Source organism: Streptomyces sp. NPDC005805 (assembly GCF_040630445.1).
In the GTDB taxonomy this organism is placed as follows: Bacteria; Actinomycetota; Actinomycetes; order Streptomycetales; family Streptomycetaceae; genus Streptomyces.
The window spans coordinates 1-16,082 of sequence record NZ_JBEXXN010000003.1 but is presented as its reverse complement, the minus strand read 5'-3'; the positions used below and the strand labels follow the sequence as shown (position 1 = coordinate 16,082).

11 protein-coding genes and 1 pseudogene are annotated in these 16,082 nt (G+C 73.5%); 9 read left to right on the top strand and 3 right to left on the bottom strand.

What is annotated here, in order from left to right:
* Positions 1-67 precede the first annotated feature (67 nt).
* Positions 68-2,548 carry an HAD-IC family P-type ATPase gene (locus ABZ457_RS02705; RefSeq protein ID WP_359153120.1) on the top strand — a complete coding sequence of 827 codons (2,481 nt, stop codon included), beginning with the start codon at positions 68-70 and terminating at the stop codon, positions 2,546-2,548.
* 74 nt (positions 2,549-2,622) lie between these two features.
* Here the strand turns inward: ABZ457_RS02705 and ABZ457_RS02700 are convergent, their stop codons facing one another.
* Positions 2,623-6,360, bottom strand: a complete 3,738-nt coding sequence (locus tag ABZ457_RS02700; RefSeq protein ID WP_359153118.1) for a Tat pathway signal protein — start codon at positions 6,358-6,360, stop codon at positions 2,623-2,625.
* A 262-nt stretch (positions 6,361-6,622) separates the two neighbouring features.
* On the opposite strand from ABZ457_RS02700, the gene ABZ457_RS02695 reads away from it, so the two are divergent.
* Both ABZ457_RS02695 and ABZ457_RS02690 read left to right on the top strand, forming a co-directional pair.
* On the top strand, positions 6,623-7,033 hold the full coding sequence (locus ABZ457_RS02695; RefSeq protein ID WP_359153116.1) for a RidA family protein: 411 nt from the start codon (positions 6,623-6,625) through the stop codon (positions 7,031-7,033).
* A 97-nt stretch (positions 7,034-7,130) separates the two neighbouring features.
* Positions 7,131-7,652 (top strand): hypothetical protein, encoded by a 522-nt coding sequence (locus ABZ457_RS02690; RefSeq protein ID WP_359153114.1) that lies wholly within the window; start codon positions 7,131-7,133, stop codon positions 7,650-7,652.
* On the opposite strand, the gene ABZ457_RS02685 is transcribed toward ABZ457_RS02690, so the two are convergent.
* Positions 7,649-8,155, bottom strand: coding sequence for an ATP-binding protein (locus tag ABZ457_RS02685; protein WP_359153112.1), 507 nt, complete (start codon positions 8,153-8,155; stop codon positions 7,649-7,651). The genes ABZ457_RS02690 and ABZ457_RS02685 overlap by 4 nt on opposite strands.
* A 157-nt stretch (positions 8,156-8,312) precedes the next feature.
* On the opposite strand from ABZ457_RS02685, the gene ABZ457_RS02680 reads away from it, so the two are divergent.
* The 6 genes and pseudogenes from ABZ457_RS02680 (at position 8,313) to ABZ457_RS02655 (ending at position 12,411) form a co-directional block, all read left to right on the top strand.
* Positions 8,313-9,185 carry a helix-turn-helix transcriptional regulator gene (locus ABZ457_RS02680; protein WP_359153110.1) on the top strand — a complete coding sequence of 291 codons (873 nt, stop codon included), beginning with the start codon at positions 8,313-8,315 and terminating at the stop codon, positions 9,183-9,185.
* On the top strand, positions 9,133-9,348 hold the full coding sequence (locus tag ABZ457_RS02675) for a DUF397 domain-containing protein (protein WP_359153108.1): 216 nt from the start codon (positions 9,133-9,135) through the stop codon (positions 9,346-9,348). The genes ABZ457_RS02680 and ABZ457_RS02675 overlap by 53 nt, the downstream gene beginning before the upstream one ends.
* Before the next feature lie 112 nt (positions 9,349-9,460).
* Positions 9,461-9,601 (top strand): annotated as a pseudogene (locus tag ABZ457_RS02670) (DNA-binding protein); the annotation flags it as partial.
* A 105-nt stretch (positions 9,602-9,706) separates the two neighbouring features.
* Positions 9,707-10,165 (top strand): helix-turn-helix domain-containing protein, encoded by a 459-nt coding sequence (locus ABZ457_RS02665; RefSeq protein ID WP_359153106.1) that lies wholly within the window; start codon positions 9,707-9,709, stop codon positions 10,163-10,165.
* 42 nt (positions 10,166-10,207) lie between these two features.
* Positions 10,208-10,792 (top strand): PIN domain-containing protein, encoded by a 585-nt coding sequence (locus tag ABZ457_RS02660; RefSeq protein ID WP_359153104.1) that lies wholly within the window; start codon positions 10,208-10,210, stop codon positions 10,790-10,792.
* Between the two features lie 197 nt (positions 10,793-10,989).
* A complete protein-coding gene (locus tag ABZ457_RS02655) occupies positions 10,990-12,411 on the top strand; it encodes a glycosyltransferase family 39 protein (RefSeq protein WP_359153102.1) in 1,422 nt (473 codons plus the stop codon).
* A 37-nt stretch (positions 12,412-12,448) separates the two neighbouring features.
* On the opposite strand, the gene ABZ457_RS02650 is transcribed toward ABZ457_RS02655, so the two are convergent.
* A complete protein-coding gene (locus ABZ457_RS02650) occupies positions 12,449-15,643 on the bottom strand; it encodes a molecular chaperone Hsp90 (protein WP_359153100.1) in 3,195 nt (1,064 codons plus the stop codon).
* Positions 15,644-16,082 lie beyond the last annotated feature (439 nt).

Genomic DNA, 16,082 nt, shown 5'->3' with positions numbered 1-16,082 from the left:
CGACCCCGGTCGGATCCCGCGCCCCCTCGGGGGGTGAGGCGGCCCCGGCCCCCGTACCGTCTGAACCATGACTCAGCGGGCGGACATCGGCACCGACGGACCCGAGCCGGACGGGCACACACCGGTCATCGACGCGGGGGCCGAACTCGACCCCGTGCACCCCCGGGAACCACCGCCCAGCCGCCGCCCGGCCGCGTCCGCGACGGGCCTCACCTCCGCCGAGGTCGCCGAACGGGTCGCCCGCGGCGAGGTCAACGACGTCCCCGTGCGCAGCTCGCGCTCCGCCGTGGACATCGTCCGCGCCAACGTCTTCACCCGCTTCAACGCCATCATCGGCGTCCTCTGGGTGATCATGCTCTTCGTCGCCCCGATCCAGGACAGCCTCTTCGGCTTCGTGATCGTCGCCAACACCGGCATCGGCATCATCCAGGAGCTGCGGGCCAAGAAGACCCTCGACTCCCTCGCCGTCATCGGCGAGGCGAAACCGCGCGTACGGCGGGACGGCGCGGCCCTGTCCGTGTCCACCTCGGAGATCGTCCTCGGCGACGTGGTCGAACTCGGCCCCGGCGACAAGGTCGTCGTCGACGGCGAGATCGTCGAGGCGGACAACCTGGAGATCGACGAGTCCCTGCTGACCGGCGAGGCCGACCCCGTCCTCAAGCGGCCCGGGGACCAGGTGATGTCCGGCTCCTTCGTCGTCGCGGGCGGCGGCGCGTTCACCGCCACCAAGGTCGGCCGGGAGGCGTACGCGGCCCAGCTCGCCGAGGAGGCGTCCCGCTTCACCCTCGTCCACTCCGAGCTGCGCTCCGGCATCTCCACGATCCTCAAGTACGTGACCTGGATGATGGTCCCGACCGCGATCGGGCTCATCATCAGCCAGCTCGTGGTCAAGGACACCGACTTCAAGAACTCCATCGCCCGGACCGTCGGCGGCATCGTCCCGATGATCCCCGAGGGCCTGGTCCTGCTCACCTCCGTCGCCTTCGCGATCGGCGTGATCCGCCTCGGCCGCAAGCAGTGCCTGGTCCAGGAACTCCCCGCGATCGAGGGCCTGGCCCGCGTCGACGTCGTCTGCCTCGACAAGACGGGCACCCTGACCGAGGGCGGCATGGACGTCACCGAGCTGCGCCCCCTCAACGGCACCGACGAGGCGTACGCCCGCCGGGTCCTGGGCGCGCTGGGCGCCTCCGACCCCCGGCCCAACGCCTCCCTCCAGGCGATCGTGGACGCCTACCCGGACGGCGGCGAGTGGCGCGCCACCGCAGCCCTGCCGTTCTCCTCGGCCCGCAAGTACAGCGGCGCGACCCTCGCCGAGGGCCCGGCCGACCGGGACGGACCGGCCACGACCTGGCTGCTCGGCGCACCCGATGTGCTGCTGCCCACCGACGACCCGTCCCTGGCCGAGGTCGACGCCCTCAACCGCGAGGGCCTGCGGGTGCTGCTCCTCGCGCGGGCCGCCCGCCCGCTGGACGCCCCCTCCCCGGCCCAGGGCGCGAAGCCCGCCGCGCTCGTCGTCCTCGAACAGCGGCTGCGCCCCGACGCCTCGGAGACCCTGCGCTACTTCGAGGACCAGAACGTCGCGGCCAAGGTCATCTCCGGTGACAACGCGGTCGCCGTCGGCGCGGTCGCCGCCAAGCTGGGCCTGCCGGGCGCCTCCGCCACCGTCGACGCGCGAAAGCTTCCGGCGGAACGGGAGGCCATGGGCGAGGAGATCGACGCGAACGCGGTCTTCGGCCGGGTCAGCCCGCAGCAGAAGCGCGACATGGTCGGCGCGCTCCAGTCCCGGGGCCACACCGTCGCCATGACGGGCGACGGCGTCAACGACGTCCTCGCGCTGAAGGACGCCGACATCGGCGTCTCCATGGGCTCCGGCTCGGAGGCGACCAAGGCCGTCGCGCAGATCGTCCTCCTCAACAACAGCTTCGCCACCCTCCCCTCGGTGGTGGCGGAGGGCCGCCGGGTGATCGGCAACATCACCCGGGTCGCCACGCTGTTCCTGACCAAGACGGTCTACTCGGTGCTGCTGGCGATCCTGGTGGTCTGCTCACAGGTCGAGTACCCGTTCCTCCCCCGGCACCTGACCCTGCTCTCCACGCTCACCATCGGCGTCCCCGCCTTCTTCCTGGCCCTCGCCCCGAACAAGGAGCGCGCCAAGCCGCACTTCGTCCGCCGCGTGATGCGGTACGCGGTCCCGGCGGGCGTGATCGCGGCGGCGGCGACCTTCGCCACGTACCTGCTCGCCCGCTCGCACTACAGCGGCACGGGCGCGCTGGACGCGGAGACCAGCGCGGCGACGCTCTGCCTGTTCCTGGTCTCCCTGTGGGTCCTGGCGATCGTCGCCCGCCCGTACACCTGGTGGCGGATCGGCCTCGTCGCCACGATGGCCGGCGCGTTCCTGCTGGTCCTCGTCGTGCCGTGGCTCCAGGAGTTCTTCGCGCTGAAGCTCGTCGGCACGGTGATGCCCTGGGCGGCGGTCGCCATCGCCGCGACGGCGGCGGCGGTCCTGGAGATCGCCTGGCGGTGGGTGGGGCGGCGCTTCCCGGCCTGACCTGCGCCACCACGACACCGAGGGCCCCGCCGCACCGGAGTGCGACGGGGCCCTTGGCTGTGGGGCGGGTGGCCTCAGCGGGTGTAGTAGCCGGAGACGTCCGCGATCAGGTCCAGGGACCCGGCGTTGTTGTAGAACGTCACCTTCCCGTCCTTGACGGGGACGACCACCAGGTTGGGGACGGTGACCCCGGCGGCGACGTTCAGGTTGGAGGCGCTGGTGCGCTGCGTACCGGCCGGGTAGACGGACACATAGCTCGACGCGGACGCCTTCGTGGCGGTCACGTTCAACACCACCGCGGTGACGCCGGACGCCGGCACCCCGCCCTTACCGGCCACCTGGAGGGTCACCGTCTTCTGCGCACCGACCTGGGCCTTCGGCACACCCAGACCGCTGCGGGTGTCCATCAGCCGCGTCGGCTGCACCGTCCGGTAGGTGGAGCCCGTGCGCGCCTCGGTGTAGTAGCCGGAGACGTCCGCGATCAGGTCCAGCGACCCGGCGTTGTTGTAGAACGTCACCTTCCCGTCCTTGACGGGGACGACCACCAGGTTGGGCCGGGTCTTGCCCGCCGCCACGTTCAGGTTCGACGCGCTGGTGCGCTGCGTACCGGCCGGGTAGACGGACACATAGCTCGACGCGGACGCCTTCGTGGCGGTCACGTTCAACACCACCGCCGTCACCCCGGACGCCGGCACCCCGCCCTTACCGGCCACCTGGAGGGTCACCGTCTTCTGGGCACCCACCTGCGCCTTCGGCGCACCCAGACCGCTGCGGGTGTCCATCAGCCGGGTCGGCTGCACCGGCTCGAACGTCGAACCACCACTGCCGGAGGTGTAGTAGCCGGAGACGTCCGCGATCAGGTCCAGCGACCCGGCGTTGTTGTAGAACGTCACCTTCCCGTCCTTCACCGGAACCACGACCAGGTTGGGGACCGTGACCCCGGCCGCCACGTTCAGGTTCGACGCGCTGGTGCGCTGCGTGCCCGCCGGATAGACGGACACATACGACGACGCGGACGCCTTCGTCGCCGTCACGTTCAACACCACCGCCGTCACACCCGACGCAGGCACCCCGCCCTTACCGGCGACCTGCAACGTCACGGTCTTCTGCGGACCGACCTGCGCCTTCGGCACGCCAAGACCCGACCGGGTGTCCATCAGCCGCGTCGGCTGCACCGGCTCGAACGTGCCGGTGAGCTGCGGCAGCGGGGCGGTGACTTCAAGCGAGCCAGGGTGCATCTCAATGCCCCGGTGCGAGATCACGCTGACCGTGTAGGTTCCCGGCTGCACGCCCGTCAGGTTCAAGGACGCCTTGAGGGTCCGCCAGTCCGACGACACCGAGGTGACGGTGGCCGCGTGCCTCTTGCCGCCCACCAGGATGTTCACCTCGTCGTTCTTGTGCAGCGCGGTTCCCCGCACGGTGAGTTCGACCGTCGAACCGGAAGGGGCCGACCCCGGGGTCACCGACTCCGCGCGGAAGCGCTCGCCGCCGCACGGCGTACCGCAGACCGCCTCGGCCCGGAAGGGCAGTTCGGAGACCTTGTCCGGCAGGGAGACGACCAGGACACCGGGGTTCGCCGTGCCCGTCGCCGGGCGCGGCACGTTGCACGAGTGAGGCCCGCCGGTCCCCGTCCCACAGCTGTTCTGCGCGGTGCCGACGTAGTACGACACGCCCGCGGGAACGTCGCCGCCCGAGGTGTCCTCGGCCGTCACGTCGAACCAGTCGTGGGCAACCGTGGGCAGCACGGCGCAGACCGCCGTCCGCTCCTCGGTCAGCTTCCCGGTCACGGGCCCGTAGCCGTACGCCACCGAGGCGGCGCGGGGGCATTCCTTCGCGGGGCCGTCGGCGGTGGCGATGCGCCATGCGTCGACCCGGTAGGTGCCCGGCGACTTCAGGCCGGCCGGGACCTGGGTCAGCAGCTGGTAGCTGGTGGAACCCGTGGCCACGCACGACCGGTTGCGGAAGGAGCAGCCGACCGCCTCCCCGTCCGCGCCGAGCGGAAGGAGGTTCACCGTGCCTAGCGCGTCCCGGACGTCGAGGTGCAGCCGGTCCGTGGCGGCGGCCGTGGTCACCCGGTGGCAGCTCAGGTCGCCTGCGGCACCGACGGTGCCCGGCTGCGAGGGCCCGCCCACGGTGGTGGCCGCACTCTGTGTGCACCCCTTGGCCGTCGCGGTGACGTCCCGCCGGGTCAGGGTGTATGTGGCGGGGAGGTCCTGCCCCCGGAAGTCGACGGTGTGGGCCTTGCCCGGCGTGAGCGGGCAGACGGACCAGCCGTCCTTCACCGAGTTGCGCTCGCACTTCAGGTCGCCGGCGGAGTCGGTGACCGCGAAGTTGGCGAAGGTGTTCCCGGAGGTGTTCCGGATCTGGAAGACCTCACCGGCGGAATGGGCGTCCGCCGGAATGGCGAGGCAGTGCGTGAACACACCGTCGCCGGTCGTCAGACGGGTGGCCTTGGACTCGTCGCCGAAGGCGCTCTGCGGCATCACGGCGCAGTGCGCGGGCGGCGGACCGTCCGTGCGCCGCAGGGTGAGGGCGTACGGCCCCGGCTCCTCGCCCTCGTCAGCCGAGAGGAGGACACGGTACGGAGGCGTGCCCGTGAGACGGCAGTCGGACGTGCCCAGCACGTCCGCCCCGCACTGGTAGGCGCCGTTGGCGTCGACGACCTCCGCCGAGACCAGCGGACCGTTGCCCCGCCGGATCTGGAGGGAGTAGCGCGACTCCTCGGTGGTGGGCAGTTCGAGGCAGTCCCACTGCCCCGAGGCGTCCAGCCGTCCGTCGTACCGACCCTCGGGAACCTTCACGCATCCCTCGGTTCCGGTCCGGTCGAGGTAGGCCGTCGCGTACTCGGAGTCGTTCACGCGGTTCGGGTCGCCCACGACCAGCAGGTACGAGCCGGCGGCGGGGAAGGTGCACCAGCCACCGCGGCAGACCTCGTTGGAATCCTTGTCGTAGACGAAGGTCCAGTGCTCTCCGTTGCGGTCGTCGACCGGCTGAACCTGGTAGCGGCCCTCGGCCGGCACCTTCAGGATCCGGCAGCGGACTCCGGCCGAGGGAAAGGCGGGCGGCGCGCCGTAACGGCCGACGGAGACCTCGGGGCACCCCTGCGGGTCGTTCAGGCGGGCGATCTGGAGCCCGTAGCGCACGGGCGTCTCGTCGCTGGAGGCGAAGGACAGCACCCGGTAGGGGCCGTCGCCGGGCAGCGCGCAGCCGGGCCGGTCGAAGTCCCGCGGGCAGATCTGTGCGCCGGTCTCATCGGTGATCCAGTCGGTGACATCGCCGTAGACCTTGGTGCTGGCGTAAGTGACGACGCGTTCGCCGGGCTTCGCGTCGAACCACTGGCAGTCGACCTGGAAGTGCTTCGCGGTGGTGCGTTCCTGCACCGGCTGGTCCCAGGAGGTGCCGATCGGGTCGGCACAGCGCTCGGTCTGGGTCAGCGGGACGACGAAGAAGCGGAAGTCGCTCGTGTCCACGCCGTCGTTGCGGACACGGACGGTGTACTCGCCCGCGGCCGGGACGGCGCAGCGCCCGGCTTGGCTGCTGCTGGCGTAGCAGTCGAGCGGTCCGTCCGGGCCCTCGATCTTGCCCATGACCTCGTTACGGTTGTCCCGCAGCAGGAACAGGTGCTCGCCCGCTTCGGCGCGCATCGTGTAGCACTTCTGCGTGCCGCCGGTGAGCGTGCCGCTCTCGACGGTGTCGCCCGGGTCGCCGAACGGCGCGAGCGTCAGTTCGGCGCACTCCTCGGCGGCAGGTGGTTTCTCGTCGGCGGTGGCCGCCGTGACCGGCAGCAACAGCGAGACGAGCACCGCCAGCAAGGCCGTCAGGGCAGCGGCGACGGTCGTGGTGGCGGATCTTCGGGAACGTGGACGCGTGGTTGCCGGACTCGGCATGGCCCCCCCATGGGCTCTGACAAAATTCACGAGATCATCGCACAGGCGACCGACAGCCCACACACGGGATACCGGCGCGGGATCGCGTGCCGATCCGGGGGCAGTGACATCGGCTCGCCCCCTGCTGCCGAACCCTGGCGCCCAATCCGCTTGCGGCACCCGCCCGCCCCCGACGACGATGCCCGTCATGACGTCATCGATCCGCAGGATCAATCCCGACACCCTCCACGAGACCCCCGGCTACCACCACATCACCATCGTGGAGGCGGGCCGGACGGCCTATCTGGCCGGCCAGTGCCCCCTGGACGTGACCGGGGACCTCATCGGCGAGGGGGACGTGCCCGCGCAGGTCGGCCAGGTGGCCGCCAACGCCCTGACCGCGCTCGCCGAGCTGGGCGCCGGGCCGGAGCATGTCGTGCGGTCCGTGATCTACGTGGTCAGCGACCGGGGCAGCGTCCTCGCCAACGCCTGGCGCATCTTCCGGCAGTCGCCCCTGGCACCCGCGTTCACCACGGCGAGCACGCTGCTGGGCGTGGCCCAACTCGGCTACCCGGGCCAGCTCGTGGAGCTGGACCTCACCGTCGCGCTCCCCGACTGAGGTCCGACCGGCGGCGCCTCCCTCTCCCCCGCACGGCGGAGAGGGTCCGCCGCGTACGACGACGCGGGGGCGGGTGTGGCGCGGCCAGCATGGCCGCATGACGACGACACCGGTCCCGCCCCGTGCCGTGCCCCGCCTCCTGCCCGCCCCCGTATGGGCCCGTCGCGCCGCGCACGCCGTCGCGTGGTGCGCGGTCCCGTCCGGGCTGTGGCGGATCGCGATGGCGGCCGGCGTGCCCGTGGGCTACAGCGACCAGGTGCTGCGCGAGGTCTACGGCATCCCGGGCTGGGGCATCGCGTACGTCGTCGGACTCTCCGTCCTCGCCGAACTCGCCGCGCTGTTCCCGCTGTTGCTGGTGAGCGAACGATGGCGTCCGCTGCGACCCCGCGCCCTGGCCGCAGTGGCCTGGTGCGCCTCGGGGGCGGCGCTGCTGATCGCGGTGTGGCAGCTCGTCGTGCTCCTCACCGTGGAGAGCGACAGCTACCTGTCGGGCACGGCGGCGCACACGGTCTGGGCCCTGGCCTTCGCGCCGCTGTTCACCGTTCCGCCGCTGCTGACGGCGGTGACGTGGTCGTACAGCCGCCGGCACGGGGCCGCGCGCCGGGTGGCGTGCCGTTAGCGTGCGATTCCCCCGCCCCCCGTCCCGACCTCCGCCCAGACGGTCTTGCCCACCGGGTCCCGCTTCTCCGCGCCCCAGCGGTCCGCCAGCGCGTCGATCAGGAGCAGGCCCCGGCCGGACACCTCGTCGTCGGCCGGTGTCGTGGCGGTGACCGGGGGCAGCTCGTCGGACGCGTCCGAGACCTCGACGCGCACCCGTCCGCACCGGCCGTCCGCGCGCACCCGGAGCAGGAAGTCCCTTCCGGACACGTGCCCGTGGCGCACGGCGTTGCCGGCCAGCTCCGCCACCAGCAGGGCGACGGTCGAGGAGAGGTCGGAGTCGGCGGGGTGCCCCCAGTCGGCCAGATGCCGGACGGCGACCCGGCGGGCGAGCCGCGCGCCCCGACGCGTCGAGCCGAACAGCGCGGTGAACTCGGCGACTTGGCTGCCGCCGCCCTGTTCCCGCACGCCCGCCTCCGTGGGCGTCCCCGTGGCCGCCGCCGTGCCCGTCGTGGTCTTCAGCACCGTTCCGCCCGTCCCGTTCTGTTCGGTCTCTCACTCCCGGACACCACCCGCAGGTGTGCGGATGGTGACGTTCCGTGTTCAAGAGTGGTCCGGCGGCCCTACGCTCGGAAGGGCGGACTGCCTTACATCGCGAGCGGTAAGGAACGGAAGTGAGCCCATGGCCAAAGCAATTGAGCCCGAGGAGTCCATGGCGGCCCTCTTCGGCGCGCAGGTCCGCCGCCTGCGCATGGCGGCCGGGCTGACCCAGGCGGAACTGGGCGTGCTGGTCCACGTGGTCAGCACCCGCATCACCCAGATCGAGCGCGCGTCCGGCGCGAAGCCGACGCTGGAGCTGGCCCGCGCCCTGGACGCGGCGCTGGGCGCGGACGGCCTCCTGATCGACCTCTGGCCGCATGTCCACCGGGAGTCCTTCCCGGACTGGTCGCGGACGTTCATGGCGCACGCCGCCAAGGCGACGGCGATTCGGGAATACACCGCCCACGTCGTGCCCGGCCTCCTCCAGACCGAGGAGTACGCGCACACCCTGCTGGGGGTGGACCCCGCACTCAAGGACGAAGTCCAATTGCGGGAACGCTTGACCGCCCGACTGGAGCGCCAAGAGCGGCTTTCCGCCCCGGATCGGCCAGAGCTTCTGGTGATCCTCGACGAGTCGGTGCTGCGGCGGCCAATCGGCGAGCCGGAGGTGATGCGAGCGCAGCTGACCCGTCTGCTGCGCGAAGCCGCCGAACCGCACATCACGGTCCTGGTTCTCCCCTTCGACCACGGCGCGCACGGCATGCTCGGCGGGTCGCTGACCCTCCTGACGTTACCGAACGGCTCTGAAGTCGCCTACACGGAAGGCGCGTACGAAGGTCAGCTTTTCGAGGAAAACGAAGACGTCAAACGCTTCGCACTGACCTACGATCGGCTCCGGGAGGCCGCTCTGCCACCACGCAGGTCCCTCAGCCTGATCCAAACCGCCTTGGAGGACGATTACCGTGACCTCGCTCTCCCTTCCCGGTCCGCGCGACGCCTCCTGGCGAAAGAGTAGTTACAGCAACCAGGCGGGCGGCAACTGCGTCGAGGTCGCGGACGGCATCCCCGGCCACGTCCCGGTCCGTGACAGCAAGAACCCGCACGGCCCGGCCCTCACCTTCGCCGACACCGCGTGGGCGGACTTCGTCACCACCCTCAAGCCCCCGCACCGGGGCTGACCCGGCCGGGGCCCGGCGGCCACGGGGCCGGTTGGCCGGTGGGCGTCATGGCCCCTCCGGGGCCGGTTCGCCAGGGGGCGGTGGGGCACGGGATTCCCCAAAGGACCCGAGCCTGCACGGGCACACATACGCCCTCGACGCGATCGTGACCGCCACGGCCCTCGCCTCGCCCCCGCCGGTGACCGTCCTCACCTCGGACACCGAGGATCTGACGCTACTGAGCGAGGGCCGCGTCCGCGTGATCGCGGTCTGAGACCGCTCCATGGGTGCGCTTGCCGCCCCCCGACCCGATGGTTACAGTTATTTCAGACAGCTGGTGATCGAACGGCTGCTGCTGACCGGCGAACGGAGGCGGACCATGACCCGGACGAGCGTCCTTGCCCAGGCCGAGAAGGTCGAACCGGACCCCTCGCACAACCCCGCCCTCGCCGCTGCCGCCCGGTTGGCGGCGGAAGCTCCGGAACAGGTCGAGCTGCTGGTCCGCGCACCGGACGGCCGTGAGCAGGCCCTGCCGTGGGAGCTGGTGCGCGTACTCCTCGCGTCGGCCGGTCAACTCGCTCAGGGGCATGCGGTAACGGTTCTGGCGTCCGAGGCACTGCTCTCACCGGCCGAGGCCGCTCAACTTCTGGGACTGTCCCGCCCGTTCGTCGTCCGGCTGCTGGACGCCGGAGACATCGCCTCGGAGCACCTGCCCGGCAGCAGTCACCGCGTCGTACGGCTGGCGGACGTGCTGGCTTTCCAGGAGCAGCGGGAGCGTCGCAGGGAGGGCAGGCGGCGGATCGCCGACCTCTTGGACGAGCCCGAACCCACTGATTGACCAAGTCCGTTCGGGCTGCCCCGAGCGCAGGGAGGGAAAAACGTGGCGGCGCGTGTCTTAGTCGACACCAATGTGCTGTTCCCGTTCTCCGTCATGGATGTCGTGCTGGCCCTCACGGAGGACTCCGTCCACGAGATCGTGTGGTCCGAACGGCTCCTCGACGAGTGGGAGCGGGTCATCGTCCGGGAGGGCAGACGGTCGGCGGAGTCGGCTGCTTCCGTCACACGGGCCGTCCGGTGCTTCTTCGCCGACTGCGAGATCACGACGTCCGCCTACGCACACCTGGTGGACAGCATGCCGGGCGCCGATCCCGACGACCGGCACCACGCCGCCGCTGCCGTGGCCGCCGGGGCGCATGCGCTGGTCACCTGGAACCTCAGCGACTTCCCCGCGCAGGAGTTGGCCGCGCACGGTGTCCGCGTGCTCGACCCGGATGCGTATCTGTGCGAGCTCTACGGCGAGTTCCCGGACGAAGTGGCGGGCACGGTGGTCCGGCTCGCCGCTGAGAAGCGCCGTCCGCCGACCAGCCTCACGGATGCCCTCGCGAGGCTCGCGAAGGCCGGAGTTCCCCGCTTCGCCGACCTGGTGATCCGGCACATCGAGCACATCGAATACCGGCCCCGGTGACGGTTCCCGTCAACTACCTTCCCTCTGGCGCGTCTCGCCCGCACCGCCACCCCCGCCCCGCCCCGCCCCGCGGAGGAATCATCGACGTCCAGAGCCAGGAGCGCCCCGCGCGCCCCGCGCCCTCCGTGCCCGTGGGAGCGGCGGGGCCTGACACGGCGTCGGCGGGGTGGTGGCGGGTCGGGGCCGTGGTGGGGCCCGTGGGGGTGGCGGTCGGGCTCGGGTGGTGGGGGCTGGGGCGGCAGGGGGCGATGTGGCGGGACGAGTCCGTCACGTATCAGGTGGCGCACCGGAGTCTGCCGGAGATCGTGGAGCTGCTGAAGCACGCGGACGCCGTGCACGGGCTCCACTACCTGCTGATGCACGCGCTGTTCGGCGTCTGGGAGGGCGGGCTGATCGCCCTGCGGCTGCCCTCGGTGGTCGCGACCGCCGTCGCCGCCGGGCTCGTCGCGGCGATCGCGCTGCGGCTGACCTCGCGGCCCGCCGCCGGGCTGGCGAGCGGGGTCGTGTTCGCGGTGCTCCCCGAGGTGCAGATGTACGCCCAGGAAGGGCGTTCGTACGCGATGGTGTGCGCGCTCGTCGCCCTCGCCAGCTACGTCTTCGTGCGCATCCGGCTCGACGGCCCCACGGCCCGGCGCTGGGTGCTCTACGGGCTCGCCGTCGCCGCCGCGTCGCTGCTGCACGAGTTCGCGGTGCTGGTGCTCCTCGCGCACGGGATCACCTGGTACCGCGCCCCGGGCCCCGGGCGGCGGCCGCGCGGCTTCGGCCTCGTCGCGGTGGCGGTCGTGGTCGTGCTGCTGCCGCTGGTGGTGCTGAGCGCCCGGCAGTCGGCGCAGGTGTCGTGGATCAGCGGTCCGGCGCTCCGCGAGTGGGCCGAGATCGCCGGGGTCGCCGTCCTGGTGGCGGTCTGCGGCCGGTACCTGTCCCGGCCGCCGGAGCGACGCGAGGCGGACGTCCCCCGGCTGGCCCTGCCGCTCGCCCTCGCGCCGACCGCCGCCCTGCTCGCCGCCGCCGTCCACGAGCCCCTGTATGTGGACCGGTACGTCCTCTACACGAACATCGGCGTGGCGCTGCTGACGGGGACCGCCGCCGTCCGGCTCCTCGGCCGCCGCCCACGGGGCGTCCGGGCGGCCGTCGCGGGCGGCGCGGCGGTGGTCGCGGTCCTCGCGCTGCTGCCCGTCAGCGTGCAGATGCGGACGCCGGACAGCCGCAAGGACGACGTCACCGCCCTCGCGCACGAGGTCGGGCGGCTGGCCCGGCCCGGTGACGCGGTGCTGTTCGCGCCCGCGCGCCGCCGCGAGTGGCTGCTCTCGTACCCGGCCGAGTACGCCGGGCTGCACGACCTCGCCCTCCGGGAGTCGCCGCGCGCCTCCGGCACCCTCCAGGGCACGGAACGCCCCGCCGCCGAGATCGCGCGCCTGCTGGCGGGGGCGGACCGGGTCGTCGTCCTCAGCGACCCGCCGGGCCAGCCCCTGGACGACACCCCGGGCGAGATCGCCAAGAGGCATGTGCTGGAACGGGAGTTCACCGTCTGCGGGCGGACCGACGCGAAGGGCGGCCGGGTCACCCTGTACGCCCGCGCGGAGTGCCCCGGCACCGCGTCCGGAGCGCCCGCTCCCTGAGCCGCCGGACACCTCCTGGGCAGGTCCCGGCCGCCGGTCACGTGTCGAACCAGCGGTCCCGTTCCAGTTCGGCCGTGCGGGAGGCGTCCTCCAGGAGGGCGGCGACCTCGAAGCGGCGGGGCCACTGGCCGGCGGCCCAGGCGAGGCCGGCGGCGACGCCCTCGAAGGTGGCGGCGTGGATGGTGCCGTCCGGGGTGCGGCGCCAGTCCAACTCGACCCCGTCCGCGAGCAGTTCGTCGTGTTCGACGTAGGTCGCGGGGGTGGCCGGGCCCAGCAGGGTGCGGACCGAGGCCGGGACCTCGTGCTCCTCGCCCTCGGTGGTCACCTCCGCCGTGACCGCCTCGCTCAGGCGCCGGACCTGGAACAGCTCCGCCAGGTCCGCCGCGCGGGACGGGGCGACCGGGAGGAGGGGCAGGCCGGTGGCGAGGGGCAGCAGGTCGGGGGTGTCGGCCACCACCGCGTCGGCCGCGTCGACCACGACCGGTTCGCCGTCGACGACCGCGCGCAGCTCGTCGGGGAGGGTCACCTGCTCCGGGTCCAGCTCGGCCAGGGCCGTGTAGAGGGCGTGGAGCTGGGCGGCGCGGACCGGGCGGTCCGGGTCGGCCAGCCGGGAGAGGAGTTCCGCCGCGCCGCCGGGCTCGTCCAGCAGGGCCGCGGCCGAGGTGCGCACCCCGAGGGCGTGCAGGACCTGGGCGTCCTCGAAGCCGGTGGTGTCGGCCGCCTCGTACAGTCCCTCCAGCAGCGGGTCCGCGCCCGCCGCGCGCAGACCGGCCGGGCGGCGGCCGTCCAGGACGGGGTGGTCGCGCAGCCACCAGGCGGTGTACGGGCGGACGGTCTCGGTGGTGCCGTCCGGGAGGAGGACGCGCACGGGCTGGGTCAGCGCGTCCCGCAGCGGCGGCCGGGACAGCAGGGCGAGGGCCTGCGGCCAGCGGTCGTCGTCCACGAGGTCCAGGTCGCGGACGGCGACGATCTCGGTGGCGACCGGCGGGAGCGGGCTCTCGGGCAGCCGGTCGAGCACGTCCTCGCACCAGACGTCGACGGCGTCCAGCAGCCCGGCGTCGTCCGGTTCGGCGAAGTCGCCCTCACGGGGCTCCAGTTCGTCCGGGTCGAGGACCACGTCGGTGGCGCGGACGAGGGCGAAGCCGGCGAGCACCCCGCAGGCGGCGAGGGGCTGTTCGCCCCAGCGCTCGGCCAGTTCGGCGTCGCAGAGGGCGAGTTCGTCCTCCCGCATCACGGCGGCGAACGCGCTGCCGGGCAGCACCAGTTCACCGGCCGGGGCGAGTTCGCCGTCCTCGTCGGGGAGGGCGAGGGCGCCGAGCCAGGGCTCGTCGCCGGGCTCCAGCTCCGCGTCCCGGACGAGCGCGAGGACCGTCTCCGCCAGCTCCTCCGCGTCCAGGGTGTCCGCGTCCTCGTCCCAGATCTCGCCCTCGTCCAGCGACGCGGCGACGGCGGCCCGGACCTGGGGGGTCGTCAGGACGGCGCGGGGCGTGGCGGGGAGGGCGCCGAGCTTCTCCAGGAGGGGGTGGGCGGCGTCGGGGTGGACGACCTTCAGGCCGAGACGGGCCAGGTCGGCCGGGGTGTCGGCGAGGGGCAGCAGGGTCTGGCGCGGGCCGATGGTGGTGCGGCCGTCGGCGAGCGGGACGGGCAGACCGGTCAGGCGGTCCGGGTCGGTGCCCGCGAGGCTGTCGTACAGCCTGCGCCACCAGTCGGGGGCGCGCTCAAGACCGGCGAGCCGGTCGATCGCCTCCGTCAGCGGGACGCGGGCCACGCCGAGGGTGCGCAGCTCGACGCGGCGCTCCAGACCGGCGGGCAGCAGGCTCGGCAGCACCTCGGCGAGCACCCGCACGGTCTCGGCGCCCGCGCCCTCCAGGACCTCCGCCTCGATGGGGCGCAGCGCGGGCGGGGCGTCACGGCCGGGGAGACCGGCGGTGTCCGGGTCGGGGTCGGCCGGCGGGGTCGCGGGGAGGGCGGGCTCCAGGAACGCGGTGCGCGGGAGCCGGTCCAGGATCGCGGCGCGCAGCGCGCCGTCGAGCGCGCCCTTGCCGAGCGGGCCGGGCACCAGGTCGATCGTGCCGGTCGTCACCGGCCGCCAGCCGGCGAGGAGTTCGGTGTACGCGTCGGCCGCGCGCGCCACGAGGAAGTCGGTCAGCGGACCGGGCGCGGGGTGCCTGCGGGTCGGGTCCAGCGGCAGGCTGGCGATCAACAGGGCGGGCACGCCCAGGGGTTCGTCGGTGGGCGTGGGCGCGTGGACGACGGGCGCGGTGTCGGGACGGGCGGGCGCGCCGTCCGCGTCGACGGGCACGGCCCAGGTGACGGACCAGTGCGGACGCAGGCGTTCCTCGACGGGCCGGTCCGCGAGGAGGGCGGGCTCGACGGGCCCGCCGCGGTGGACGACGCGCCAGCGGCGGGCGTCGGCGCGGGCGCTGTCCTCGATACGGACGTACGGACCGCCGTGGTCCCCGTCCGGGGTGCGCCGGTCGTCGGGGACGCGGCGGATCTCGCGGACGCCGTCGGGGGTCTCGACGACGACCTCGGCGAGACCGGGGAGGGTGAGCAGCAGCGCGTCGTCGATCCCGGCGAGCAGGCGCTCGACGAGGTCGACGGCGGCGCCGTCGCGCAGCGGCAGCACCACGACGGTGTCGTAGCCCTCGGGCGCGGAGCCCTCGGCGGGCAGCGGGAGGCGCAGCAGGGGGACGTGACCGTCGCGGCGGCGCAGTTCGTCGCCGAGGCCGGGGCTGGCCCGGGCCGTCTGCCAGGCCAGTTCCCGGGCCTCGGGCAGCGACCAGCGGACACCGCCGTGGCGGCCGACGAGGGCGGGTTCGTCGCTGACGGCGAGGACGGCGGCGAAGCCGACGCCGAAGCGGCCGACGGCGGTCGTGGCGTCGGCGGCCTCGCGTTTGGCGCTGGCGCGCAGGGTGCTGAGGGATTCGACGCCGGTGGCGTCGAGGGGCGCGCCGGTGTTGGCGGCGGCGAGGACGGTGGGGTCGTCGCCGCTGCCGGGGCGGAGGGTGAGGCGGAGGCGGCCGGGGACGCGGGCGCGGGCGGCGGCGTCGGCGGCGTTCTGGGCGAGTTCGACGACGAGGCGGTCGCGGTAGCCGCCGAGGGCGAGGTCCTCCTCGGCGTTGGCGTCCTCGCGGAAGCGGGCGGGGCTCGCGCCCCAGGAGTCGAGCACCCCGCGCCGCAGCCGCGCCGTTCCGAACGGGTCGGCCCCTTCGGTGGTGTGGACGCTCACGCTGCGACTCCGCTCTGCTGTGCGTTTCGGCTGGGCCGGGTGGGGCGGGGTGTGCCTGTGGCGAAGGTACCGCGTCCTGGTGACGCCGCGCCCCGCCGCCCACCCTTTCCGCCCCGCGGGCCCGGGCCCGCGCCTCGGCCCCGGCCAAGCCGGGCTACCCGGCTTCCCGGACCGGGCCAAGGCCGACTGCTCAGCCCCGCCGGCGATTGAGGCGGGAACCGGGCCTGCGGGCCGGTGGACGCGGCACGGCCTACGGCCGTGTCCTCAAACGCCGGACGGGCTGAAAAGCACGTGCTCGACCGCAGCCCGCACGCACGGAAAACCCACCCCCCCCCCCCCCCCCCCCCCCCCCCCCTTTAGGGGGGGACCCGCAACGGGGTAATCACCCCCCCCACCCCCCCCCCCCGGGCACCCCCCGCCCCGGCCGGCGGGGGCGCGC